19 protein-coding genes are annotated in these 22,216 nt (G+C 63.2%); 10 read left to right on the top strand and 9 right to left on the bottom strand.

Features of this window, described 5'->3' with window-relative positions:
* Nucleotides 1-268: 268 nt before the first annotated feature.
* The 5 genes from FJV80_RS12995 to FJV80_RS12975 all read left to right on the top strand — a co-directional run bounded on the left by FJV80_RS12995 (nt 269) and on the right by FJV80_RS12975 (nt 5,438).
* Nucleotides 269-1,060, top strand: coding sequence for a methyltransferase domain-containing protein (locus tag FJV80_RS12995; protein WP_142876563.1), 792 nt, complete (start codon nt 269-271; stop codon nt 1,058-1,060).
* Between the two features lie 27 nt (nt 1,061-1,087).
* Entirely contained in the window at nt 1,088-1,753 is a 666-nt protein-coding gene (gene betI / locus FJV80_RS12990) for a transcriptional regulator BetI (protein ID WP_245318091.1), read from the top strand.
* Between the two features lie 48 nt (nt 1,754-1,801).
* A complete protein-coding gene (locus FJV80_RS12985) occupies nt 1,802-2,884 on the top strand; it encodes an ABC transporter substrate-binding protein (RefSeq protein ID WP_142876562.1) in 1,083 nt (360 codons plus the stop codon).
* A gap of 197 nt (nt 2,885-3,081) precedes the next feature.
* Nucleotides 3,082-4,158, top strand: a complete 1,077-nt coding sequence (locus FJV80_RS12980) for an extracellular solute-binding protein (RefSeq protein WP_142876561.1) — start codon at nt 3,082-3,084, stop codon at nt 4,156-4,158.
* On the top strand, nt 4,155-5,438 hold the full coding sequence (locus tag FJV80_RS12975) for a flavin monoamine oxidase family protein (protein ID WP_246688955.1): 1,284 nt from the start codon (nt 4,155-4,157) through the stop codon (nt 5,436-5,438). The genes FJV80_RS12980 and FJV80_RS12975 overlap by 4 nt, the downstream gene beginning before the upstream one ends.
* 70 nt (nt 5,439-5,508) lie before the next feature.
* Here the strand turns inward: FJV80_RS12975 and FJV80_RS12970 are convergent, their stop codons facing one another.
* The 3 genes from FJV80_RS12970 to FJV80_RS12960 are packed head-to-tail and all read right to left on the bottom strand — an operon-like array spanning nt 5,509 to nt 8,370.
* Nucleotides 5,509-6,582, bottom strand: coding sequence for an ABC transporter ATP-binding protein (locus FJV80_RS12970; protein ID WP_142876559.1), 1,074 nt, complete (start codon nt 6,580-6,582; stop codon nt 5,509-5,511).
* 52 nt (nt 6,583-6,634) lie between these two features.
* The gene (locus tag FJV80_RS12965) at nt 6,635-7,456 is read right to left on the bottom strand and encodes an ABC transporter permease (protein WP_142876558.1); all 822 of its coding nucleotides are present in this window, start codon (nt 7,454-7,456) and stop codon (nt 6,635-6,637) included.
* Nucleotides 7,453-8,370, bottom strand: a complete 918-nt coding sequence (locus FJV80_RS12960; RefSeq protein ID WP_142876557.1) for an ABC transporter permease — start codon at nt 8,368-8,370, stop codon at nt 7,453-7,455. The genes FJV80_RS12965 and FJV80_RS12960 overlap by 4 nt, the downstream gene beginning before the upstream one ends.
* A 334-nt stretch (nt 8,371-8,704) precedes the next feature.
* Between FJV80_RS12960 and FJV80_RS12955 the strand changes: the two genes are divergently transcribed.
* Nucleotides 8,705-10,123, top strand: coding sequence for an aminotransferase (locus FJV80_RS12955; protein WP_142876556.1), 1,419 nt, complete (start codon nt 8,705-8,707; stop codon nt 10,121-10,123).
* A 37-nt stretch (nt 10,124-10,160) separates the two neighbouring features.
* Here the strand turns inward: FJV80_RS12955 and FJV80_RS12950 are convergent, their stop codons facing one another.
* Nucleotides 10,161-11,363 carry an aromatic ring-hydroxylating dioxygenase subunit alpha gene (locus FJV80_RS12950; protein ID WP_095793169.1) on the bottom strand — a complete coding sequence of 401 codons (1,203 nt, stop codon included), beginning with the start codon at nt 11,361-11,363 and terminating at the stop codon, nt 10,161-10,163.
* Between the two features lie 461 nt (nt 11,364-11,824).
* Between FJV80_RS12950 and FJV80_RS12945 the strand changes: the two genes are divergently transcribed.
* Complete coding sequence (locus FJV80_RS12945) at nt 11,825-12,235, top strand: hypothetical protein (RefSeq protein WP_142876555.1); 411 nt, start codon at nt 11,825-11,827, stop codon at nt 12,233-12,235.
* A gap of 242 nt (nt 12,236-12,477) precedes the next feature.
* On the opposite strand, the gene FJV80_RS12940 is transcribed toward FJV80_RS12945, so the two are convergent.
* Together FJV80_RS12940 and FJV80_RS12935 are read right to left on the bottom strand one after the other, a co-directional pair.
* Entirely contained in the window at nt 12,478-14,565 is a 2,088-nt protein-coding gene (locus tag FJV80_RS12940; protein WP_185975199.1) for a PAS domain S-box protein, read from the bottom strand.
* A 90-nt stretch (nt 14,566-14,655) separates the two neighbouring features.
* Nucleotides 14,656-15,429, bottom strand: coding sequence for a response regulator transcription factor (locus tag FJV80_RS12935; RefSeq protein ID WP_171880411.1), 774 nt, complete (start codon nt 15,427-15,429; stop codon nt 14,656-14,658).
* Between the two features lie 45 nt (nt 15,430-15,474).
* On the opposite strand from FJV80_RS12935, the gene FJV80_RS12930 reads away from it, so the two are divergent.
* A complete protein-coding gene (locus FJV80_RS12930; protein WP_095772355.1) occupies nt 15,475-16,176 on the top strand; it encodes a response regulator transcription factor in 702 nt (233 codons plus the stop codon).
* Nucleotides 16,177-16,243: 67 nt separating this feature from the next.
* Here FJV80_RS12930 and FJV80_RS12925 read toward each other — a convergent pair whose 3' ends face one another.
* Entirely contained in the window at nt 16,244-16,411 is a 168-nt protein-coding gene (locus FJV80_RS12925; RefSeq protein ID WP_019861555.1) for a hypothetical protein, read from the bottom strand.
* Nucleotides 16,412-16,611: 200 nt separating this feature from the next.
* Between FJV80_RS12925 and FJV80_RS34520 the strand changes: the two genes are divergently transcribed.
* Nucleotides 16,612-16,920, top strand: coding sequence for a hypothetical protein (locus FJV80_RS34520; protein WP_179296394.1), 309 nt, complete (start codon nt 16,612-16,614; stop codon nt 16,918-16,920).
* 220 nt (nt 16,921-17,140) lie between these two features.
* Nucleotides 17,141-17,596 (top strand): L,D-transpeptidase, encoded by a 456-nt coding sequence (locus tag FJV80_RS12915; protein ID WP_069090292.1) that lies wholly within the window; start codon nt 17,141-17,143, stop codon nt 17,594-17,596.
* 129 nt (nt 17,597-17,725) lie between these two features.
* Here the strand turns inward: FJV80_RS12915 and FJV80_RS12910 are convergent, their stop codons facing one another.
* Nucleotides 17,726-20,809, bottom strand: coding sequence for an efflux RND transporter permease subunit (locus tag FJV80_RS12910; RefSeq protein ID WP_142876554.1), 3,084 nt, complete (start codon nt 20,807-20,809; stop codon nt 17,726-17,728).
* Complete coding sequence (locus FJV80_RS12905) at nt 20,806-22,131, bottom strand: efflux RND transporter periplasmic adaptor subunit (protein WP_142876553.1); 1,326 nt, start codon at nt 22,129-22,131, stop codon at nt 20,806-20,808. The genes FJV80_RS12910 and FJV80_RS12905 overlap by 4 nt, the downstream gene beginning before the upstream one ends.
* Nucleotides 22,132-22,216 lie beyond the last annotated feature (85 nt).

Raw genomic sequence — 22,216 nt, 5'->3', positions numbered from 1 at the left:
CCTGTTTGTTTCCAAGCTGTTCCCCAAGGAAAGCGCTACGCGCTTTTCCCGGGAAAACCGCTCGCACCTTTCCTGGAATTGCCCTGTGCGACCCGCTGTTCATTTTTGCGTGATCTGTTCCCGAATACGCGGAATTTGGCATGGTATCGGCCATTCTGTCCAGTCATTCTGATTGAATGTTCAACAAATGATATTGCGTTTTCCCCGGTATGCGCTACGCTTTGCCGGCGTTCGAAACGAGCATTCATCGATTGGGGATCGAGGGCTGATGATCGAAACGGCAGATGCCGAGTATGACGATACCGCCATCCGCTTCCTCGAGGCGCTGTGGGGCGATGGCTACCTGTCGCCGGGTGGACCTGAAGAAGTCGACCGGGTTGTCGAAGGGCTCTCGCTCAAGGGCAAGACGATTCTCGATATTGGCTGCGGCTCCGGCGGCATCACGCTGCATCTGGTCGAGCGCCATGGCGTCGCCCACGCCACCGGCTTCGATGTCGAACAGCCGGTGATCGAGGCGGCCAGGCGGCGAGCCGCCGCGCGTGGCACCGAGCGTGCCAGCTTCATTCAGGCGCCGCCCGGGCCGCTGCCTTTCGCCGATCGCTGTTTCGACGTCGTCTTCTCCAAGGACGCGCTGCTGCATGTGCCTGACAAGGACGGCCTGTTCGCCGAGATCTTCCGCGTGCTGAAACCGGGCGGCGTCTTTGTCGCCTCCAACTGGATGATCTCGCATGATGGTGACCCGTCGCCCCAGATGAAGGCCTATATCGCGGCGGAAGGGCTGTCCTTCGCCATGGCCTCGCCGGCGCGCTATGCGCAAGCGATGCGGCGCGCCGGCTTTGCCAATGTCACCGTCAGGGACCGCAATCCCTGGTACCGCGAGGTGGCGCGTGGCGAGCTGGAAAGGCTGAAAGGACCGCTCTATGCGCCGGTCGCCGCCGTGGTCGGCGCTGCCTATGTCGACAAGAACATCAGAACCTGGGAGGCCATGCAGAAGGTCCTTGACAGTGGCGAGCACCGTCCCACTCATCTTCGCGGATGGAAGCCGGATGCGATTGGATAGCCGGCGATGCTGGAGACGATCACACCCATGAAAACGGCAGACGCCAAGGATGCTCTCCTTGAACCGGCGGGGAAAGCCGAGACCGAGAAGCGGGGACGCAAGGCTTCGAAGGAGGTCCGTCAGCTGCAGCTGATCGAGGCGACGATCGATTCGCTGGCCAAGCGCGGCTATGCCGAGACGACGATGGCCGATGTCGCCGATGGCGCGGGCCTGTCGCGCGGCATCGTCAACTTCCATTTCGAGAGCAAGGAAAAGCTGCTGATCGCGACGCTGCAGCATATGTATGACGAGTATTCGGCGCATTGGCGCGCCGCCCTGCAAAAGGCAGGCGACGATCCGGCGCGGCAGCTGCAGCAGCTGGTGTGGGCCGACTTCGACCGCTCGATCTGCAACAAGCGCAAGCTCGCCGCCTGGCTGGCCTTCTGGGGCGAGGCCAAGTCGCGGCCGACTTATCAGGCGCTCAGCAGCTCGCGCGACGCTTATTACCAGCAGGTCTTCGTCGATCTCTGCACGACGCTCAAGCACAGCGGCCCGTATGCCTATGAGCCGCAGGTGATGGCGCTGGCGCTGTCGGCCATGCTGGAGGGGCTGTGGCTGCGGCTGATGATGGGCACCGAGGACACAACGCGCGAAACAGCCTTGCAGGCCGCCAACGCTTTTTTGGCCGCTGCCTTCCCGAAGCACTACGGTTAGCAACAGCCGGCCGCCAAGACCGGCAAGACCAAAAGAGGATGGAACAGCATGAAAAAGCTTAGCCGACGCCTGACATTGACATTGGCGCTGGGTGGCGCGCTTGCGGCATCGGCGGCAGCGTTCGCCGTTGCCGCCGACAAGGACCTGATCGTGTTCGACTGGTCCGGCTACGAGGATGCGAGCTTCCATCCGAAATATGTCGAGAAGAACGGCGATTCGCCGACCTTCGCCTTCTTCGGCGACGAGGACGAGGCGTTCGAGAAGGTGCGCTCGGGCTTCAAGGCCGATCTCGGCCACCCCTGCTCGCAGAGCGTGACGAAGTGGCGCGAGGCGGGTCTCCTGCAGCCGCTCGACACGTCGAAGATCACGGGCTGGAAGGACCTCAATCCCGGCATCATGGCGATGAAAAATCTCGCCACCACCGATGACGGCAAGGCGTGGTTCATGCCTTGGGATTGGGGCAACACACAGCTCACCTACAACTCCTCCAAGATCGATGCCAAGGACGTGCAGTCGCTGAAGGCGCTTGCCGATCCGAAATTCAAGGGCCGGGTGTCGATCGGCGACAACGTCGACGACGCCTATGCGCTGGCGAGCCTCGCCATCGGCCTCAAGGACTGGACCAAGATGACGGACGACCAGTTCAAGCAGGCTTCCGACTTCCTGCGCCAGGTGCACAAGAACATCCGCTCCTACTGGACCGACACCACCGATATCGTGCAGTTGTTGAGCGGCGGCGAGGTCGACCTTGCCTGGGCCTGGAACGATGCCACGGTGCAGTCCGTCAAGGCAGGCGTGCCGATCAAGTCGATAAAGGATACGAATGAAGGCATCTCGACCTGGGTCTGTGGTTATGTGCTGTTCAAGGGTGCGCCCGGCAACATCGACAAGGCCTATGATTATCTGAACGCCATCAACGATCCGGAGACCGCCAAGGTGCTGGTCAAGGACTGGGGCTATGGCCAGGCCAACGCCAAGGGCATGGCCGGGGTCGACCAGGCGATCCTCAGGGAAAAGGGCTATGACGACGTGCAGAAATTCGTCGACAAGACGCTGTTCCAGTCGCCGCTGCCGTCCGATCTCAAGCTGAAGATGATCGCCGAATTCGAGAAGATCAAGGCCGGGTACTGAGCATGATCCCGAAAAGCGGGGGCCGGTTTTCTCGGACAAACGGGAGCCCGTTTTGTCCAGAGATCGTGCTCAAACAAGGAATGTAAGCTCTCGTCCCGGCTGCCCGCACGCTGCCGGCACGACGGCGGACGGGCCTCGCCAAAGCGGATGATTTCTCCTAACCTCGCAGAAGCTTTTTCGCGATGGGGGAGTTTGCCATGACGCCGATGCTACGCCGCCTGGTGCTTGCCGCCGCCTGCACGATCGGCGCCGGCGCGGCCTATGCCTGGGCGCAAGGCGGCGGCGATCTCGTGGTGTTCGATTGGTCCGGTTACGAGGACCCGCTGCTGCATCCCGCCTATACCGCCAGACACGGCGCCGAGCCGACCTTCGCCTTCTTCGGCGACGAGGACGAAGCCTTCGAGAAGATGCGGGCGGGCTTCAAGACCGATATCGCGCATCCCTGTTCGCAAAGCGTGGCGAAGTGGCGCGACGCGGGCCTGCTGCAGCCGCTCGACACGTCAAGGATCACGGGCTGGAAAGACCTCAATCCCGGCATCATGGCGATGAAGAACCTCGCCACCACGCCCGACGGCAAGGCCTGGTTCATGCCGTTCGACTGGGGCAACACGGCATTGCTCTACCGCACCGACAATGTAACGGCTGACGAGGCGCAGTCGCTGCGGATCCTGGCCGACCCGAAATTCAAGGGCCGCGTCACCATCGGCGACAATGTCGACGATGCCTACGCGCTGGCGAGCCTGGTCATTGGCCTGAAGGACTGGACCAAGATGACCGACGCGCAGTTCAAGGAGGCGTCTGATTTCCTGCGCCAGGTGCACAAGAACGTGCGTCTCTACTGGACCGACTCGAGCGACATCGACCAGGCTTTTTCCGGCAATGAGGTCGACCTTGCCTGGGGTTGGGGCCAGACACTGATCGCGATGAGCGGGCAAGGTGTTCCCATCGCCATGAACCGCGACACCAGGGAAGGCATGTCCACCTGGGTGTGCGGCTACGTGCTGTTGAAGGACGCGCCGGGCAAGCTTGACCAGGCCTATGATTTCCTGAACGCGGTCAATGCGCCCGACATTTCGAAATACATGGTCACGACATTCGGCTACGGCCATGGCAACAGCGCCGGCATGGCCGCGATCGACCACAAGGTGCTGGCCGAGCGCGGTTTCGACGATATCGACAAGTTCCTCGACAAGACGCTGTTCCAGCAACCGGTCGCGCCCGAGCTGAAGAAGCGCATGGTCGACGAATTCGAGAAGATCAAGGCCGGCTATTGACTGACGAACTGGAAAGAACCGACGTCGTCATCGTCGGTGCCGGCTTCACCGGCCTGTCGGCGGCGCTTGAGCTGAAGCAGGCTGGCATCGATTTCGTGCTGCTCGAGGCGCGCGATCGTGTCGGCGGGCGGGTGGAAGCCGTTCGGAATGGACTTGGCGAGCGCATCGACAGCGGCGGCCAATTCCTGTGCGAGGACATGCCCGAAGTGATGGCGCTGGCGAAGGCGCGCGGCAAGACATTCGTCGAAACCTATGTCGAGGGCGACTTCACCACACATCCGTCGATGCGGCCCAAGGACGCCAAGCAGACCTATCACGGCGCGATGGCGATCCGCGAGCGCATGAACGGCGTCGAGCCGGACGACCCGTCGATCGCCGGCATGAGCGTCGCGACCTGGCTGGAACAGCAGCCTGATCCCATCGATGCCAAGACGGCTTTCCGCTCGATGATCGAAGGCCTTTGGTGCCTGCCAATGGACAAGGTGCCGCTCTGGCACCTGATCGACAATGACCGGCGCATCACCAATGAAGTGCCGGAGCTGCAGTATTCCCTGCGCGAGACCATGCAATCGCTGGCCGAGGATCTGGCTGGCGATCTCGGCGACCGGGTGCGGCTTGGCGAACCGGTCACTCGCGTCGAAAATGGGTCGCAAGGCGTTCGTGTCGTCACCGATAATGGCGTGACCCAAGCGCGCCGGGTGCTGGTCGCCCTGCCGCCGGCGACGGCCGCGAAGCTCGCTTTCGCGCCGGCCTTGCCGGCGACACTCGCGAAGGCACTTGGCGTCTGGGAGAGCGGCGCGGTGATCAAGATCCTGGTGCGCTATCCCAAGCCATTCTGGCGCGAGCAGGGTTTGAGCGGCATGGTGATGTGGCGCGACCTGCCGGGGCTGTTTGCCTGCGACGCCAGCAGGGACGCGGAGCATGCCGCGCTCGTCGTCTTTGTCGGCGGACCGCTAGCGTTTCGATGGCGTGCACTCAGCGATGCGGCGTTGCGCGCGGAAGTGACGGCAAGGCTGGTGGCTGCTCTTGGTCCGGGCGCGGCCGATAGTGAAGATTTCAGCCAGCGCGACTGGATCCATGACCGCTGGAGCGGCGGCGCTTACAGTGACCTCATCGTCGATGCGACGGCAAGGGATGCCGAGCGGACGATTCTCGCGGGTGCACCGCCGGTGCATTTCGCCGCTTCGGAACTGTCGCCGTCATTCCCCGGCTATGTCGAAGGCGCGATCGTCGCCGGGCGCATCGCAGCGAGAAACATAATTGCTGAGCTTGTTAGCTGAGCATGATCTCTGGACAAAACGGTTTCCCGTTTGTCCAAGAAAACCGGTTTCCACTTTTGGGGATCATGCTTCAATCCCCCATCGCCACCAGCGCCTCGGGATCGTAGGCAAGGCGGATCGATGTGCCGACCGGAATGTCGTCGGCGCCGAAATCGTTGGTCTCGGTCACCGACAGCGGCTTTTCCAGCCCCGGTATCTCGACGATCAGATGGGTGATCTCGCCGAAATAGTGGCGTTCGACCACCTTGCCGGCAACCTCGAATTTAGCTGTCGCATTGTCCCACAGCACGCGCAGACGCTCGGGGCGGATCCCCAGCGTGGCCGCGCCGCCATTGCGCATGAAGGCCTTCGGCTTGTCGGTTTTCACACGGCCGAATCCCAGCGTGTCGACGATCAGCGAGGCGCCGTTCTCCTCGACGATCTCGGCCTTGACGAAGTTCATGCCGCCGAGGAAGTCGGCGACCTGGCGGTTGACCGGGCGCTGGTAGATTTCCTTGGGCGAGGCGACCTGCGCGATCCTGCCGCCGAACATCACCGCGATGCGGTCGGACATTGCGAGCGCCTCATACTGGTCGTGGGTGACCAGCACGAAGGTGATGCCGACGGCCTGCTGCAGGCGGCGCAGCTCGACCTGCATCTGCTCGCGCAATTTCTTGTCGAGCGCCGACAGTGGCTCGTCGAGCAGCAGCACCTTCGGCCGCATGACCAGCGCTCGGGCGAGTGCTACGCGCTGGCGCTGGCCGCCGGACAGTTCGGTGGCCAGCCGCTTGCCAAGCCCGGTCAGCGAGACCTGCGCCAGAGCCTCCTCGACGCGGCGTTTCTCCTCTCCGCCCTGCAGCCTCAGCCGCTTCAGCCCATAGGCGACGTTCTGCTCGACATTGAGGTGCGGGAAGATCGCATAGCTCTGGAACACCATATTGGTCGGCCGGCGGTTGGCCGGAATGCCTTCCATCGGCTGGCCGCCGACCGCGATCGAACCGCTGGTCGGGTTGTCGAAACCGGCGATCATGCGCAAAAGCGTGGTCTTGCCGCAGCCGGACGGGCCGAGCAGCGAGAAGAATTCGCCTTCCTTGATGGTCAGGGACGCGTCGTCGAGCGCCTTGAACGACCCATAGCTGCGGGTGACGTTTCGGATCTCGATCATCGACCGATCAGATTGGGCTGGATCGGATTGGGGGCGCTCGATCGGCGGCTGTTCAGGCATAGAGGCCTCCCTCGTTCTGGGTGCGTCTGGCCGCGCGGCGACGCAGGATTTCGGCGACGGTCATCAAAACGAAAGAGGCAACCAGAAGCAGTGTGCCCAGCGCCAGTACGCCGGGCAGTTTCGAGGCGAAGCGCAACTGGCCCCAGATGTAGATCGGCAGCGTCGCTTCGGTGCCGGTCAGGAAGAAGGCGATGATGAACTCGTCGAGCGAGATGGTGAAGCAGACGAGCAGGCTGGAGATGATGGCCGGCGCCACCATCGGCAGCGTCACGCGGCGGAAGGTGCCGAAGGCGCTCTCGCCGAGATCGGCGGAGGCTTCCTCCAGGCTGCGGTCGAAGCCCTCGAAGCCGGAGGTCAGCACCGTCATCGAATAGGGAATGCAGATCAGGACATGGCCGAGCACGACGGTGAACAGGGAGAGGCTCAAGCCCAGCTGCAGCATCACCAGCAGCATCGAGATGGCGACGATCACCTCGGGCAGCACCAGCGGCGCCATTATCAGGCCGTTGATGGCGCGGCGGCCGGGATAGCGGTAGCGGGTGATCGAGCGGGCGGCGAGGATGCCGAGCACGGTGGCGAGAACCGACGCGCAGACCCCGACCTTCAGGCTGTTCCAGGCGGCGTCGAGCAGCGCCGGCGTGTGCGGCAGGTCCGCATACCATTGCAGGGTGAAGCCGGTGAGCGGGAATTTCGGCGTCGGCGCCGTGTTGATCGAGAAGATCGGCAAGAAGATGACGGGCAGATAGAGGAAGACGATATAGAGAAACGCATAGACCGACAGCCAGCCGCCCGACAGGAGGCGCCGCGCCCTCATCGTGCCAGCCTCTGCAGTGCGCGGATGATCAGCACCGTGGCGCCGGCCATCAGGGTGACGATCAGCATGGTGGTGACGGAAAGGGCGGCCCCCAGCGGCCAGTTGGCCGCCTTGCCGAACTGCGCCTGAATGGCGTTGGCGATCATCACGCCGTCCTTGCCGCCGACCAGCTTCGGCGTGACATAGTCGCCGACGGTCGGGATCATGACGATCAGCGCCGCCGAGATGACGCCCGGCGCCGACAGCGGCAAGGTCACGCGAAGGAATGAACGCAAGGGACCATCGCCGAGATCGGTGGCTGCCTCGACCAGCGTGCGGTCGACCTTTTCCAGCGAGACGAAGATCGGCAGGATGGCGAAGGCCGCCCAGGCATGGGTCAGGGTAATGATGACGGCGCTCGAATTGTAAAGCAGCGCCGTCGACGGCTCGTCGATGATGCCGAGGCCGATCAGGCCGGAATTGAGCACGCCATTGTAGCCGAGGATGACCTTCCACGACATGACGCGCAGGAGATAGCTGGTCCAGAACGGGATGGTGATGAGGAACAGCCACAGGCTCTTGTGACGGCCGCCATGGAAGGAAATGAAGTAGGCGATCGGGTAGGCGAGGATGACGGTAAACAGGCTCACCGTCAGCGAGATGTAGAGCGAGCGCCACAACAGATCGCGGTAGATCGGCTCGGTCAGCGCCACGCGGTAGTTTTCCAGCGTGAAGGTGCGGTCGATTGTCAGGTAGTGCTGCGTCCAGAAGGAGTGGGCGATGACCACCAGGATCGGCAGGACCAGCAGGACGAGGGCGTAGAGAAAGGTCGGGCTGATCAGGGCAAAGCCCTGGACAGGTTCGGATTGCAGAAGGGCATTTCGTCTGGCCCGCGTCATGCGCAACGGGGGCGACCCTTCCACGGTCGCCGTCATTGCCAGACTCCGGGGGGCAGGGCTCCGGGCGTGATCTCGGTTGCTGGCCTGGACTGTTCCGCCATGCGCATCCCATTGTGCTGACGCCGGCCGTTTGTTCCCACTTATCCTTGGAACGCGATTGAACACAAAACCGGTGACCGCTTGTTCTGGTCGCGTTCCTAGCTTGCCGGCTTTCTTTCATCTTGCGCGCATCCGTGGATTGAAATCAAGCGCTATTTCTGAGATATTGATTGAACGGACATTCAAAATTAGGTGAGGAAAGCCGTCATTTCCGGCCTTTGCCGCCGAATTCTAAGCTCAAGAAAAAATCGACAGAGATGTGGAGGCGACAATGGCTGCGGTGAGGGACCTGAAGGCGACCGAAATGGCGGCGTCCGGCGGCGACGATGCCATTGAACTGGGCAAGCGCCATCTCATCCAGCCCTGGCCTTATGCCGGTTCCGTCGGTACGGAAGCCCGCGCGCTGATAGGCGAAGGCGACGGCATCTACATCACCGACAGCACCGGCAAGCGGCTGATCGACGGGCCTGCCGGCATGTGGTGCGTCAATATCGGCCACCGCCGCGAGGAACTCGCCAGGGTGATGTACGAGCAGGCGATGGCGCTGTCCTACAACACGCCCTGGTACACGATGAACGCGCCGTCGGCCGAACTTGCCATGCGCGTCGCCGGCCATGCGCCGGGCGATCTCAGCCACGTCTTCTACACCACCGGCGGCTCTTCCGCCGTAGAGACGGCGCTGCGCTTCATGCAGTTCTACAACAATGTGCGCGGCCGGCCGGAAAAGAAGCTGATCCTGTCGCGCGGCGGAGCCTATCACGGCTCGACCTATCTGTCGGCCTCGCTCAACGGCCGCCCGCGCGACCGCGACTGGATGGACGGCGCCGACGAGCTGGTGATCAAGCTGTCCTCGCCCGATCCGTTCCGCCGCCCGCAAAGCATGGGCCTTGCCGCCTTCACCGACTTCCTCGTCGATCAGTTCCGCGACACGGTCGCCCGTGTCGGCGCCGACAAAATAGGTGCTTTCGTCGGCGAGCCGGTGCAGGCATCAGGGGGCGTCGTGATCCCGCCGGATGGCTACCTCAAGCGCATCCGCGAGATCTGCCGCGACAACGACATCCTCTATGTCTCCGACGAGGTGGTGACGGGCTTCGGCCGGCTCGGCCATGTCTTCGCCTCGGGCGACGTGTTTGGCATCGATCCCGACATGATCACCTTCGCCAAGGGCGTCACCTCGGGCTATTTCCCGCTCGGCGGGGTCATCGTCTCGGAACGGCTGCTGCAGGAGTTGCGCCGTTCGAACCATCCCGATGCGATGTTCGGCCATGGCCTGACCTATACCAGCCACCCCATAGGCTGTGCCGTGGCGTTGAAAAACCTCGACCTGCTGGAAGAGGGCGTGCTTGCTCACACGCGCGCGGTCGCGCCCTATTTTCAGGCGCAGCTGAAGACGCTGGAAGAGCTGCCGCTGGTCGGCGAGGTGCGCGGTGCCGGGCTGATGGGCTGCGTCGAATGCGTCGCCGATCGTGAAAGCAAGGACCCGCTGCAGCTCGACAAGGATGTCGGCAAACGCATCGACGCCCACTGCCATGAGCTCGGCCTGCTGGTGCGGCCGCTGATCAACATGTGCGTGATGTCGCCGCCGCTGATCATCACGCGTGAGCAGATCGACGACATGGTCGGCACTTTGCGCGAGGGCATTTCGCGGACCATGGATGATCTGAGGAAAGAGGGAGTGTGGCGGGGGTAAAGTATCTTCCTTCTCCCGTAGGACAGAGAGAAGGAAGCTACGGCCGCGACCTCAGCGCGTCGTTCAAATTCCACATGTCCTTCTCCTCGGGCGCCGTTTCCAGGCCCAGCACCGGCAGCATCTTGCGCAGATGATCGTGGTGGGTGCGCACGCCATATTCGAGGTCGGAGAGATAAAAACCCTCGAAGGCTTCGGACAGCATGGATTCGTTCGACCACACCGACAGCTGGACATCTTCCGACATGGTGTCGCGGTCGATGCGGAAGGAGAGGTAGCGGGCGGCGGCCTGCTCGCGGCTTTCGTCGCGGTAGCGGTAGATGGCGCCGCGCAGCAGGGTCTCGCCCGTCGACAGCGGAAACTCCTGATAGAACTGCACGGATTCCGGCATCACCGAAATGACCGCGTTGGGGAAGATGCCGTAATAGACCCAGGCCTTTTTCAGATAGTCCGGCAGATGCGCCGGCTCCGGCGCGATCTTGACGTAGTTCTTGACGCTCCAGCGGCGGCCGGCATGCGGATTGTAGGTGGCGAAGGAGCGCGATACGCCATTGATGAAGGGCTCATCGAAATAGGTCGCGCCATAAAGATCCTGCAGGGCAGGATGCGCCATGGCGACGTGATAGCCCTCATTGTCGACATCGCGCACCGACTTCCAGTTGACCGGCGTCTTCTGGGTCCAGATGCCCCAGGACGGCACCATGTCCGCGGCGTTGTAATGCGCGAATTCGGGCTCGATCGGCTTCATCAGCTCGGCGACCGAAGGCTGCGGTCCGCCATTGCGGAAGCGGATGAAGATAAAACCCATCCAGACTTCGAGGTCGAGCTGCATCAGGCCGAACTCGGTCTTGTCGAGATCGGGGAAGGAGCGCGGGCGCGCGGCGCCGCGCAGCGTGCCGTCGAGATTGTAGACCCAGCCATGGAACGGGCACACCAGCGCGTTCTTGCAATTGCCCTGGCTGTCGGCGACGACACGGCTGCCGCGGTGGCGGCACATATTGTTGAAGCCGCGCACGACGCCGTCCTTGCCGCGCACGATCAAGGCGCGTTCGCCGACCACATCCATGGTCAGATAGTCGCCGGCGTTCGGGATGTCGCTGACATGGCCGACGATCTGCCAATGGTTGCGGAAGACTTGCTCCTTCTCGAGCTCGAGAAGGGCATCGGAATGGTAGCTCCAGCCCGGCAGTCCCCGCCGGTCCCAACCGTTGGGGATCGCCACGTCACGGAGGTGCGGGTTCATAAAACGTCTCTTCTTTTTGTTGAATAATCATTCAATAAAATCATATTTTGCGTTGAAATGCAATGGGTTGCGAAAATTCGAATGATTTCGACGCGGCGACTGCACGAAAAAATCGCGGAGAATCCGGGTGTTAGCCCCGGTTCCGAAATGTCGGTCCGACGTCGTTTCACAAAGCGCGGAAGCAGACGAACAAGACGCCTTGCCGGTTGCAAAAAGCGCTCGCTGCGCCGCGGTCGATCTGCCGTCCGGCAGGCGTTGGGGTGGCGCTGCCTGGCTGAAGGCGACCTGGGATTACCTTGCCTCGGCGAAGTGTGAGCCGGAATGACCGATTCTGCCCGGTTTTGCCCGATACCGCTGTTTCAATTCCGTTACATTGCCAGAGCCACACCAATTTTGTGCTGTTACAAAGTGCGATTAAGTTCGTTTCATCATCAAAAAGAAACACAGCGAAGGGGAAGGCAATGCATGCGAAAGTCGAGATCGTCACCAGCGAACACCGCCTCCAGGCTCCAGAGCGCGCTGACCGCCGTCCGAAACTGGCGCTGCGCCAACGCGCCAGCGACCACCCCATGGCCATGTTCATGGGGCTGGCTGCTTGCGCCATCATCGGCATGGCGCTCACGCCGACAGTCGGGCCGGCCTTCGCCTCGCTAAATCCGCCGGCCAATGTGGTCGACGGGGCGCCGACGACAGTCAAGACTGCTCGGCTGCCGATGCCGGCGCTCGACTTTGCCTGCAAGGGGCAGGCATGGGGCGCCGAGAGCGTCGATTGCCTGCGCGCCATCGCCCAACAGTCCGGGACGCACAAGGCCCGCGCGATCCGGATGATCGCCAATGCCGCGCCGCTGACCACCACGCCAAACATTTTCTGATTTCCGTCGAAGCGTGATCCCGGAACCGTTCCCTTTCGGGGTCCTGCTCTGACCTCCCCGAGCGCTCCTCCAGCGCTCCATTCAGCTCCCGCCGCACAGTCGGCCGGGAGCTTCTTTTTTAGCAATTCCAGCAAAAGCGCGAACGGTTTTCCCGGGAAAAGCGCGTAGCGCTTTCCCTTTGGAATTGCGTCAGAACAAAGGGTTATAGCCGGTTCGCCATTTCCATGAAACGGTGAACCGCTCTAGCCCTTCAACACGGTCTGCTCGGCAATGGTTGAAAGCACGCTGCGCACATCCAGCGTGCTGAACGGCTTTTCCAGGATCTGCGGCCGCTGCTGCGCCGGCAAGGCTTCTATTTCCGCCTTGGCGCCGATCAGATCGCCGGTGACCAGCACGAAACGCCGTGCCAGTTCGGGCCGCTCGGCAAGCAGCTCGCGGTAGATGGCCATGCCCGACGTGCCGGGCATGCGCAGGTCCGAAAAGACGATGTCGGGCGACATGTGGCCGCTCAAGGTGGCGGTGCCCGATTCCCAGACCGGCGCGATGCGCGACTTGATGCCCATCAATTCGAGAATGTCGGACAAGGAGCCCGCGACATCAGGCTCGTCGTCGATGATCAAGGCATGGCGCAGGCCGCTCGAGCGTGGCTGGCTCTCGCCGGCAGCAGCGATGCCCGCCGAAATGGCTGGCAACTGGACAACGAAACGCGCGCCTCGGGGCTGCACTTCCTCGAACCAGACATTGCCATTGTGCCGCTCGATGATCGATTTCGAGATCGACAGGCCGATGCCGGTGCCCACACCGACCGGCTTGGTGGTGAAGTAGGATTCGAAGATGCGGTTGCGGATCGCTTCGGGAATGCCGGGCCCGTTGTCCTCGACCGAGAAGCCGGGATTGCCGCGATCGCCGCGGAAGGTCCGTACCTTGATCAGCCGGTCGCCGGCAATGCCGGCCAGGGCGTGCTGGCTGTTGATGAGGAAATTGGCCGCCACCTGCGTCACATGGTCGGCGTCCGCCATGGCCAGCAGCGGACCCGGCGCGAAATCGGTGTCGATGATGATGCCGCTCGAGCGTGCGCCATAGGCGGTCACCTCGAGGGCAGCGCGGATCACCTGGTTGAGATCGGTCTCGGCCTGGGCCGCGGGGTGAAGCCGGACCATCGACAGGAAGCTCTTGACGATGCGGCCGCAGCGCTCGGCCGCGGCGCGCACCTTCTCGGCGCGGACCTTGGTCTGCGGGTCGGAGGCGAATTCGTGCAACAGCGTCGATTGCGCGACCACCACCGCCAACGGATTGTTGAGCTCGTGCGAAACGCCGGCCAGCAGCGAGCCCATCGCCGCCATCTTCTCGTTCTGGTGCAGCTTCTCGCGCTGCCGGTTGATCTCTTCCTCGGCACGCAGCCTGTCGCGCAGGTCGCGGATCGAGCCGAAGATCAGGCGGCGGTCGGCGACCCGCATCTCGGTCGCCGTCAGCTCGATCGGAAACACCTCGCCGGCGGCATTCTGCGTCACGGTCTCGAGCCGCTGGCCGACCATCGGCGCGCCGCGGCCCGACATGTAGTCGGCGCCCGAGGAATAGCCCTTGCGGTAGTATTCCGGCACGACGGTGTCGAGCAGATCCTTGCCGAGGATGTCGCTGCGCTGGAAGCCGAACATCTTTTCGGCGGCAGGATTGAATTCGATGATCGATCCAGCCTCGTCGATGACGATGATGGCGTCGAGCGAAGCCTGCAGCATGGTGCGGCGGATCACTTCGCTGGCATGGGCGTCGGAGGGCGAGTGCTCGATGGCGTCGCCGATGGCGAGCGCGATGATGTGCAGCGTCGCCTCCTCCTCGTCGGTCCACTCGCGCTCGTCGACGCAATCATTGACGGCGAGCGTGCCCCACAGATGGCCATGGGCGAAGACCGACACCGACAGGAACGACTTGATGTTCTGCTTTTCGAAATCGGTTCTCAGGAATCCTTCGAGATTGCGCGTGTGCCCGGCAAAGATCTTGCCCTGCCGTTCGTCCTCGGCGACGCGCTCCAGCAGAGGGTCCGAATTGACGATCGACTGCATGATCACGGTCGGCGAGGCCAGTTCGCCGCCAAAGTCGGGGTCGATCCAGTAGGCGGCAACCGACTGGGCAAAACCCTGACCCGGCAGTTCGCGCAAGCGGAACAGGATGCCACGCTGGCATTCGATGGCCCGGCAAAGGGTTTCCAGTATGCCGTCCATCTCGCGCTGCCAGTCGCCGGCCTCGCGCAGCCGGCGAACGACGCGCACGGCCGCCATCGCAGCACCTTGCCTGAAACCCTGCATATCCCTGCTTGTTGCTTCGCCCGTCATTTTCAGCCGTTATTCCAAAGTATGCCAATCCGGTCGGCCATTCGATCGGCGAGCAACGGCTGTGAACCCGAGACCCTGTGGGCCTGGCGCTCAGTTGCTGTCGCCGGTCGGCAGCGAGAAGATATAGCCTTCGCCGCGCACCGTGCGCAGGAATTTCGGGTTGGCCGGATCCGCCTCGATCTTCTTGCGCAGGCGCATGATGCGGATGTCGACGGCGCGCGATGATTCCGGATCCTCGGTGAAGCCGATCGCCTCGGAGATCGCGGCGCGGGTCAGCAGCCGGTTGGCGCGGGTCAGGAAAACCTCCAGCACATCGAATTCGCTCTTGGCCATGTCGATCACGGTACCGTTGGCGCCGGTGACCAGCCTGCCGTCGAGATCGGCCTGGAACGGGCCGAAGGCGACGGAACGGCGGTCCGTCCTGGTCTTCCTGTCGAGCAGCTCCGTCGGCTGCGGAACGCGACGCAGCACGCTGCGCACCCTCGCCAGCACTTCGCGCAGTTCGTATGGCTTGACGATATAGTCGTCGGCGCCGAGCTCCAGCCCGACGATGCGGTCGAGCGCCGTGCCGGCGGCGGTCGCGTAGATGATGCCGATCGGCATTCTCGAGCGCAGCCAGCGGCCCAACGACAGCCCGTCCTCGCCGGGCATGGCGATGTCGAGAATGGCCAGATGAAAGGCTTGGGTCTCGATCAGGCTGCGCGCGGCGGCGGCGGTTTCAGCGGTCGCCACATCATAGCCGGCGGCGCCGAGATACTCGGCAACCGCGTCCCTCAGGTCGGGCTCGTCCTCGACGATCACTATTCTTGCCCGCACGATGCTCTCGCTCCCACTTTCAGTGGAAAGTAGATTGGGTATAAACATCATGTCCAGCACTCATATCCGGTTGCAAGGGAACGGTTGGAAAACATGGCTGCACGAGCCGTCATTGCACTTGTTTGCGTCGCCGACGTGGTCGCGACCGAACTTGCCGACCATCTCGAGCGGCGTGGCCATGATGTGCGCCAGGCGCGACAGCCCTGGGAGGCGGAATCGCTGCTGGCGGGCGGAGTCATCGATGTCGTCGTCGTTGGTGACAGTCTCAGCCAGGCGGAAGGGCGGGATCTGCTCAGGCGTCATGGCGGCCAAGGCGAGGGCGGCCGGGACGGGCCAGATTTCATCCTGATCTGCCGGCCGGCCGATCTCGTCGACAAGGTGCTGGCGCTCGAACTGGGTGCGGCCGACGTCGTCGAAAGCCCGCTCAATGTCAGGGAGCTTGCCGCCAGGGTCGGCGGCCTGCTGTCGCGTCGTGGCAGGGGCACGCAGGAACTGATCGTGCTGGAGAACGCGACCGTCGATTTGAGATCCGCCATCGTCATGCACCGGTCCGGTACGGAGGAACAGCTTTCGCCCGGCCAGGTGGCGCTGCTCAGGCTGTTCCTGGCGAGCCCCCGCAAGGTGCTGACGCGTGACGACATCATCGCCGCGGCACCGGCCGAGAACGCCGACGCGTTCGATCGTTCGATCGATTCGCGCATCGTGCGGCTGCGCCGCAAGCTCGACACAGAGACCATTACCACCATACGTGGCGCGGGCTACCGGTTCGATCCGCCGCAGCAGTTCACCGACTGACGGCGGCGTATCCGGGCTATCTTGCTGGCTGAGCATCGGATTTTCCTCCTGCCGATGCTCCCGCGGTTCAGCGCACCACCAGCAGCGACGGACCCGATGGCATGTCGCTGCTCACGACGAGTCCGTTTGCGTGGGCACGCTCCTTGAGGAGCACTGTGGCCAGGGCGGCAAAGCCAAGCAGGCCCTGCGCATAGAGCAGTGCGGAAAGCACAGAGGCGGCGAATTTCGTCTTCATCGTTGCAACTCCCCAGAATGCCAATTCTTCAAAAATGAGTATGCCGCGGGTCGCTTCAGGAAACTCCCGAAGTGCCCGCGCCGCTCACGGAGCCCCCCGCTGCGGCGCGGGCCTTCGGTCCTCTCGGCAGCAAGTTGCCGGAGGGGCCGCGCAATGCCAGCAACCGAAGGCCAACCCGCCAGAGGGCCTTGAGCCGGGTGATGCGCAGGCTGGAAACAATCCAGACCGAGGCGGAAAACAGGGCGACGTGCAGGGTAGAGATCTCGCTCGAACTCATCGCCGCCAGCCTTGCCACGGGCCCGCCGGCAACCGTGCCGACACCGCCTATGACTGCTGCCGCGATGCTGATCCTGAAGAGCCAGGACCGCGTGTTCGTTTTCGTTCCCATGGTCGTTGCCGTCTGCTTTCGTTGCGTCAACCTTGCGTTCGGCCCGTATCCGGATCATGCCGCCCGAAGCCGCGCTTTGTTGCAGGTTGGTTTCGAGTTTGCCTATAGATCTTTCATATAGAGGCAATTCGAACTTTCGTTTTGCGAGGAATACCTATGTGCTGCACATCGCCGCCATCGTCGGGGTGCGATCGTCGTCGCTGTGGCCGCTTGGCCTGTTAACCAGAGGAAACAGATTCGAAACACAAACGAGGATTTCGCGAAATCGCCCCGAAACATGCCGCTACGATAAGCCGCTCATCGAATTGGAGCCGGCCTGACCGGCAGAGAGAGGGGACATCATGCACACCACCATTTCCGCCAAGCTCATCAACATCACCGCCGCCGCGCTCACGGGTGCAGCACTTCTGTTCGGCGCCAATGCAGCCCATGCCGCCAACAAGATCGTGGCGCGGGTCTCGCTTTCGCAGCAGATCATGGAGGTTTCGGTCGATGGCCGGCCGACCTTCGCCTGGAAGGTTTCCACCGGTGACAGGGCGCATGTGACGCCGACCGGTTCGTTCAAGCCGACGCGCATGCATGAGATGTGGTACTCGAAGAAGTATGACAACGCGCCGATGCCGCACTCGGTGTTCTTCAGCGGCGGCTACGCGGTGCACGCCACCTATGCCATCAAGCGCCTCGGCCAGCCGGCTTCGCATGGCTGCGTGCGGCTGCATCCGGACAATGCGGCCGATTTCTATCAGCTGGTCGAGACCTTCGGGCCGGCCAACACCAGCATCGTCATCGTCAAGTAGCAGGCTGTGAGCAGGCCGGCGGATCGCCGCGCCTGTTCAGGACTCCTGCCGGAACATTCCGGCGGTCTCGAGCGCAGCCAAAAAAAGAGGCCGGATTTTTCCGGCCTCTCTTTTTTTCTTCGGCTTCCATCATTCCGGCAACGCCGGCATCAGCCTCGGATCCGGCTTTTCCGCAAGATGCGGCAGATCCTTGCTGGCGATGAAGGTGTAGAACATGGGCACGACGAAGAGCGTGAACATGGTGCCGACCAGGATGCCTGTGAAGATGACCAGGCCCATCGAATAACGGGCAGCAGCACCGGCGCCGCTCGACGTGATCAGCGGTACGACGCCTAGCGCCATAGCCGCCGTCGTCATCAGGATCGGCCGCAGGCGCACCTTGGCCGAGGCGATGATGGCGTCGCGCCGCCGCAGGCCATGCGCCTCGCGCTGCTGGTTGGCGAATTCGACCAGCAGGATGCCGTGCTTGGTGATCAGGCCGATCAGGGTGATCAGACCCACCTGCGTGTAGATGTTGAGCGTGCCGAGGCCGAGATTGAGCGGCACGATCGCGCCGAAGATCGACAGCGGCACCGCCATCATGATGATCAGCGGGTCGCGGAAGCTTTCAAACTGCGCCGCCAGCACCAGATAGATGACGATGACAGCCGCTGCGAAAGCGATCAGGATGGTGTTGCCCTGTTCCTTCTCCTGCCGGGACTGGCCGGAATAGTCGATGAAGAAGGTGTCGGGCAGGCTCTCCCTGGCAATATCCTCGAGGACCTTCAACCCGTCGCCCGTGGTGACGCCGGGCAGCGGCAGTGCCGAGATGGTCGACGAATTCAGCTGGTTGAACTGTTCGATCGCCGCCGGCGAGGCATTGTTCGAAATCTTCACCACGGCCGACAGCGGCACCATCTCGCCCGTCACGCTGCGCACGAAATACTCGCCGAGCTTTTCGGGGTTGTCGCGGAATTGCTGCGGCACCTGGGGGATGATGTCATAGCTGTTGGAGTCGCGGTCGAACTGCGCCACTTCGGCGCCGCCGACCAGCAGCGTCAACGTCCGGCCGATATCGGCGATCGGCAAGTTCAGCGCGGCGGCTCGGTCGCGGTCGATGGTGACCGTCACCTGCGGCGAATCGTAGGACATCGAGTTCTGCACGACGATGAAACGGCCGGAGGCCTGTGCCTTGTTCTTGATCTGCTCGGCGGCCTTGTACACTTCCGCGGTATCGCCGGTCGAGCGCACGACCAGGGCGATCGGCAGGCCGCCACCGGAGCCCGGCAGCGTCGGCGGGGCGAAGACGAAGGCCTGCACGCCCGCCACCTTGGCGATACGAGCCGTGATGTCGGCCTGCAGTTCCTTCGAATTGCGCTTGCGCTCCGCCCAATCCTTGAAGGCAAAGCCGACGAAGGCGCTGTTTGTCGTGCCGCCGAAGGCGACCGCCGAGAACTGCGCCCGCGTTTCCGGAATATCCCTCACCAGGCCGAGCATCTGGTTCACATAGGTTTCGGTGTAATCCGATGTCGCATAGGTCGGTCCGGTCACGAGCGAGAGCAGGAAGCCCTGATCCTCTTCCGGCGCCAGCTCGCTCGAGGTCTTGGTGAACATGAAGCCGGTCACGCTGACGAGCGCGAGCACGATGATCAGCGTCAAAGGACGATAGTTCAGCGAACCGGTGACGGCACGCTCATAGACGTGCTCGACCCGCGCGAAAATGCCGTCGACAATGCGCTGGAAACGGCCCGGTGTGCCGGCCTTCAGGAGGCGCGCCGACATCATCGGGGTGATGGTCACGGCGATGACGCCCGACAGCACCACCGAGCCGGCGAGCGTCACCGCAAATTCGCGGAACAGCGCGCCGGTCAGGCCGCCGGTGAAAGCCAGCGGCGCGAACACGGCGGCCAGCGTCATGGTCATGGCGACGATGGCCGAGGCGATCTCGCGCATGCCGCTGAACGCGGCCTGCATGGGCGTCATGTGGTCTTCTTCCATGTGGCGGTGGATGTTCTCCACCACCACGATGGCGTCATCGACCACAAGACCGATCGCCAGCACCATGGCCAGCAGCGACAGAAGGTTGATCGAATAGCCCACCGCAAACAACAGGAAGCAGACGCCGATCAGCGACAACGGAATGGTGATGATCGGCATCATCACCGAACGGAACGAGCCGAGGAACAGAAGGATGACCAGGACGACGATGGCAACAGCCTCGCCGATGGTCTTGAACACCTCCTCGATCGAGGCACTGATCTGCCCGGTCGCGTCGTAGACGACCTCGATGGTCATGCCTTTCGGCAGCGTTTCCTGGATCTGCGGCACGAGCTTGGTGAGCGCCGCCGCGGTGGTCAGCGGGTTGGCCGCGGGGGTCGGGAAGATGGCGAGGAAGGTGCCGGGCTTGCCGTTGAAGGAGACCCTGGTGTCGGTATTTTCCGCGCCGAGTTCGACGCGGGCGACGTCGCGCAGCCGCACCACATTGCCGTCGGTCGAGCGCAAGGGCAGTTCGGCGAAGGCTTCCGGCGTCTGCAGCGTCGAGCGCACGGTGATCGACGAGACGACATATTCGTTCTGGGTGTTGCCGGGCGCCGACAGGAAGTTGGAATTGTTGATCGCCGTCAGCACTTCCGCCGCCGTCACACCGCGTGCGGCAAGCCGGACGGGGTCGATCCAGACGCGCATCGAGTATTGCTGGGCGCCGAAGATCTGGACGTCGGCGACGCCTTCGACCGTCGACATGCGGGGCCGGATGACGCGCTCGATATACTCCGTCAGCTGCTCCTTCGTCATGTTCGGATTCTGCATCGAGATGTACATCATCGCGAACTGCTGGCCGGTGCCCTTGACGATGACAGGGTCCTTGGATGCATCCGGCAAGGTGCCGCGCACGCCCTGGACCTTGGACAGCACTTCGGTCAGCGCCACGTCGGGGTTGGAGCCGAGCTTCATCTGCACCGTCACGGTGCTGGAGGACGGACGGCTGGACGAAGTGACGTAGTCGATGTTCTCGGTCGAGGCGACGGCGCGCGCGATCGGGGCGGAAATGAAGCCCTGGATCAGGTCGGCGCTGGCGCCCGGATAGGCCGTCGTGATCGTGATCGCGGTTTCGTCAACCTTCGGATACTGGCGGATCGACAGGTTGAAGATGCCCTGGAAACCCAGGAGCAGGATCATGCAGGCAAGGACCGTCGACAGGACGGGCCGGCGAATGAAGAGATCGGAAAAGCTCATTGCTGGTCGGCCTGCTTGTTCGCCGATTTGGTCGGGTCGATGGTGTTGTCGACATTGACGGACATGCCGTTGAAGAGGCGGTTCTGACCTGCGGTGACGACCTCGTCGCCGGCCTTCAGCCCTTCGACGATCTCGACCATGCCCTGATTGCGGCGGCCGGGCTTGACGAAGACCTGCGACAGCACCAGCGCGGGCTTGTCGCCCTCCGCCGCCGGCTTGGCCGGGTCGGCAGCCGGTTTGGTGGCATCGGAAGCGGCCTTGTCCGCCGGCTTTGCGGCATCGGCGGCAGGCTTCATGGCATCGGCTGGCTTGGCATCCGCCGGCTTGTCGGTAGCCGCCGCGGCTGGCTTTTCTTCCGGCTTGGCGGGCTGCGCCGGGGCCGTGCCGGCGGGCTTGGCCGGCTGCACCACGAAGATGTAGTCGCCATAAAGGCTGGTGGTCAGCGCCGTCTGCGGCAGCGTCAGCACGTTCTGCTCCTCGGGCAGTTCGACACGCACCTGGACGAACTGGCCAGGGGTCAGCTTGCCGTCGGGATTGGCGACTTCCGCCCGGATGTTCACCAGCCGGCTGGACGGGTCGATCTTGGGGTCGATGCCCCGGATCTCGCCGGCAAACGGCATGTCCGCGCCGCTCAAGCCCAGCCGAACCGTCTGGCCGATCTTGAGCAGCGGCAGCTGCTGTTCGGGGATCGAGAAATCGACCCGCATCGTGTCAAGATCCTGCAGTGTCACCACGGCGGTGCCGGGCGCCATATACTGCCCGACATCGATCTTCGGAATGCCGACCGTGCCGCCGAAAGGCGCCGTCAGCTGCTTCTGGTCGAGCACGGCCTGCAGCTTGGTGACCTGGGACGCCGAAGCCGAGGCCGCCGCACGTGCCGTGTCCAGCGTCGAATCGGAACCGACGCCACGCCTCGTCAGTTCGATCGCGCGGGCCAGCGATGTCTGATCGAGCGCGGCCTGCGCCTTCTGTGCGTCGAGATCGGCGCGCTCGACGGCATCGTCGAGCTGCAGCAGCACCGCATTGGCCGCCACTTTCTGGTTGGCATGGAAAAGGATGTCCTTGACGATGCCGGTGGTCTCGACCGTCAGGTCGACGCCGCGCACGGCTCGCACCGTACCGATCGCCTCGACGCCCGGCGTCCAGCTCGACGGCTTGGCGATGGTCGTTGAAACGGTCGCCTCCGGCGGCTTCATCGTGGCGAAAAACTGCTTGATGCCGTTGTCGCGCAGGAAGTTGAACCCGACGATGCCGCCGACCACAACGACCAGAACGGCCAGAACGAGAATGATGACGAAGAAACGGAGTATGCGCTTGAACAAGGAAGTCCCCTCAGTCGAAATCCGGCGCGAAGCGCGGACACCGGGACACATATCGACTGCGGGTCCCGATTTCAAATGGTGGCGG

The organism is Mesorhizobium sp. WSM4310, assembly GCF_007003935.1.
Taxonomy (GTDB): Bacteria; Pseudomonadota; Alphaproteobacteria; order Rhizobiales; family Rhizobiaceae; genus Mesorhizobium.
The sequence above is the reverse complement of the archived record's forward strand: the minus strand, read 5'-3'. Positions and strand labels throughout refer to the sequence as shown.

Excerpts from the sequence above, each read along its gene's own strand:
- FJV80_RS12950 (WP_095793169.1), bottom strand. The coding sequence starts at position 11,363 with ATGAACCCGCACCTCCGTGACGTGGCGATCCCCAACGGTTGGGACCGG.
- FJV80_RS12965 (WP_142876558.1), bottom strand. The coding sequence starts at position 7,456 with ATGAGGGCGCGGCGCCTCCTGTCGGGCGGCTGGCTGTCGGTCTATGCG.
- FJV80_RS12955 (WP_142876556.1), top strand. The coding sequence starts at position 8,705 with ATGGCTGCGGTGAGGGACCTGAAGGCGACCGAAATGGCGGCGTCCGGC.
- FJV80_RS12910 (WP_142876554.1), bottom strand. The coding sequence starts at position 20,809 with ATGAGCTTTTCCGATCTCTTCATTCGCCGGCCCGTCCTGTCGACGGTC.
- FJV80_RS12995 (WP_142876563.1), top strand. The coding sequence starts at position 269 with ATGATCGAAACGGCAGATGCCGAGTATGACGATACCGCCATCCGCTTC.
- FJV80_RS12915 (WP_069090292.1), top strand. The coding sequence starts at position 17,141 with ATGCACACCACCATTTCCGCCAAGCTCATCAACATCACCGCCGCCGCG.
- FJV80_RS12925 (WP_019861555.1), bottom strand. The coding sequence starts at position 16,411 with ATGAAGACGAAATTCGCCGCCTCTGTGCTTTCCGCACTGCTCTATGCG.
- FJV80_RS12970 (WP_142876559.1), bottom strand. The coding sequence starts at position 6,582 with ATGATCGAGATCCGAAACGTCACCCGCAGCTATGGGTCGTTCAAGGCG.
- FJV80_RS12930 (WP_095772355.1), top strand. The coding sequence starts at position 15,475 with ATGGCTGCACGAGCCGTCATTGCACTTGTTTGCGTCGCCGACGTGGTC.
- FJV80_RS12985 (WP_142876562.1), top strand. The coding sequence starts at position 1,802 with ATGAAAAAGCTTAGCCGACGCCTGACATTGACATTGGCGCTGGGTGGC.
- betI (WP_245318091.1), top strand. The coding sequence starts at position 1,088 with ATGAAAACGGCAGACGCCAAGGATGCTCTCCTTGAACCGGCGGGGAAA.
- FJV80_RS12940 (WP_185975199.1), bottom strand. The coding sequence starts at position 14,565 with ATGACGGGCGAAGCAACAAGCAGGGATATGCAGGGTTTCAGGCAAGGT.
- FJV80_RS12980 (WP_142876561.1), top strand. The coding sequence starts at position 3,082 with ATGACGCCGATGCTACGCCGCCTGGTGCTTGCCGCCGCCTGCACGATC.
- FJV80_RS12945 (WP_142876555.1), top strand. The coding sequence starts at position 11,825 with ATGCATGCGAAAGTCGAGATCGTCACCAGCGAACACCGCCTCCAGGCT.
- FJV80_RS34520 (WP_179296394.1), top strand. The coding sequence starts at position 16,612 with ATGCGCAGGCTGGAAACAATCCAGACCGAGGCGGAAAACAGGGCGACG.
- FJV80_RS12935 (WP_171880411.1), bottom strand. The coding sequence starts at position 15,429 with ATGTTTATACCCAATCTACTTTCCACTGAAAGTGGGAGCGAGAGCATC.
- FJV80_RS12960 (WP_142876557.1), bottom strand. The coding sequence starts at position 8,370 with ATGACGGCGACCGTGGAAGGGTCGCCCCCGTTGCGCATGACGCGGGCC.